General features: G+C 56.5%; 1 protein-coding gene. It reads right to left on the reverse strand.

The features are described 5' to 3' along the window. Positions 1-56: 56 nt before the first annotated feature. A partial coding sequence (locus tag ACTHUM_RS16185; protein WP_440403447.1) for an iron ABC transporter ATP-binding protein occupies positions 57-775 on the reverse strand: 719 nt, incomplete at its 5' end.

A 775-nucleotide genomic window follows, 5' to 3' on the forward strand; every position in this document is an offset into this window, starting at 1 on the left:
GACAAAGGCCGTCTGAAACCTGAACAATCGGGTTTCAGACGGCCTTTTTGTCGGATTTAGATATGGTGGATAACCAGTTTTTTGCCTTCGTAATCGAGGACGTTGACGTCCATATCGAATAAGGTTTTGATGTTTTCGGCGGTGAAAATATCGTTGGGCTTGCCCTGCATGGCGACTTGGCCGTTTTTCATGGCGACGACGTAATCGGCGTAGGCGGCGGCCTGGTTGATATCGTGCAGGACGACGACGGTGGTGCGTTTGTGTTCGTCGGTCAGCCGGCGCAGGATCTGCATGAGGGAGCGGGCATGATACATGTCGAGGTTGTTCAGCGGTTCGTCGAGTAAAACGTAGTCGGTGCGCTGGCAGAATACCATGGCAATCATGGCGCGTTGGCGTTGGCCGCCGGAAAGCTCGGTCAGGTAACGGTCGGCAAAGTCTTGCAGGTGGAACTCGGCAAGCGCTTCTTCGACGATGGTTTTGTCGTTTTCAGACGGCCTGCCTTGGTGGTAGGGATAACGGCCGAACATGAGCAGGTCGCGCACGGTAATGCGGCTCATGATGCTGTTTTCTTGGGTGAGGATGGAGAGCGTGCGGGCGAGTTCGGCGGTGGGGGTGGTTTTGATGTCTTTGCCTGCGTAGCTGATGTTGCCGTGTATCAAGGGCTGCAGGCGCGCCATAAAGGAGAGGAGGGTGGACTTGCCTGCGCCGTTCGGGCCGATCAGCGCGGTAATGCCGCCTTCGGGAATGTCGAGGCTGACGTCGTTGAGGATGGGGT

This window comes from Neisseria sp. P0021.S006 (assembly GCF_051956895.1).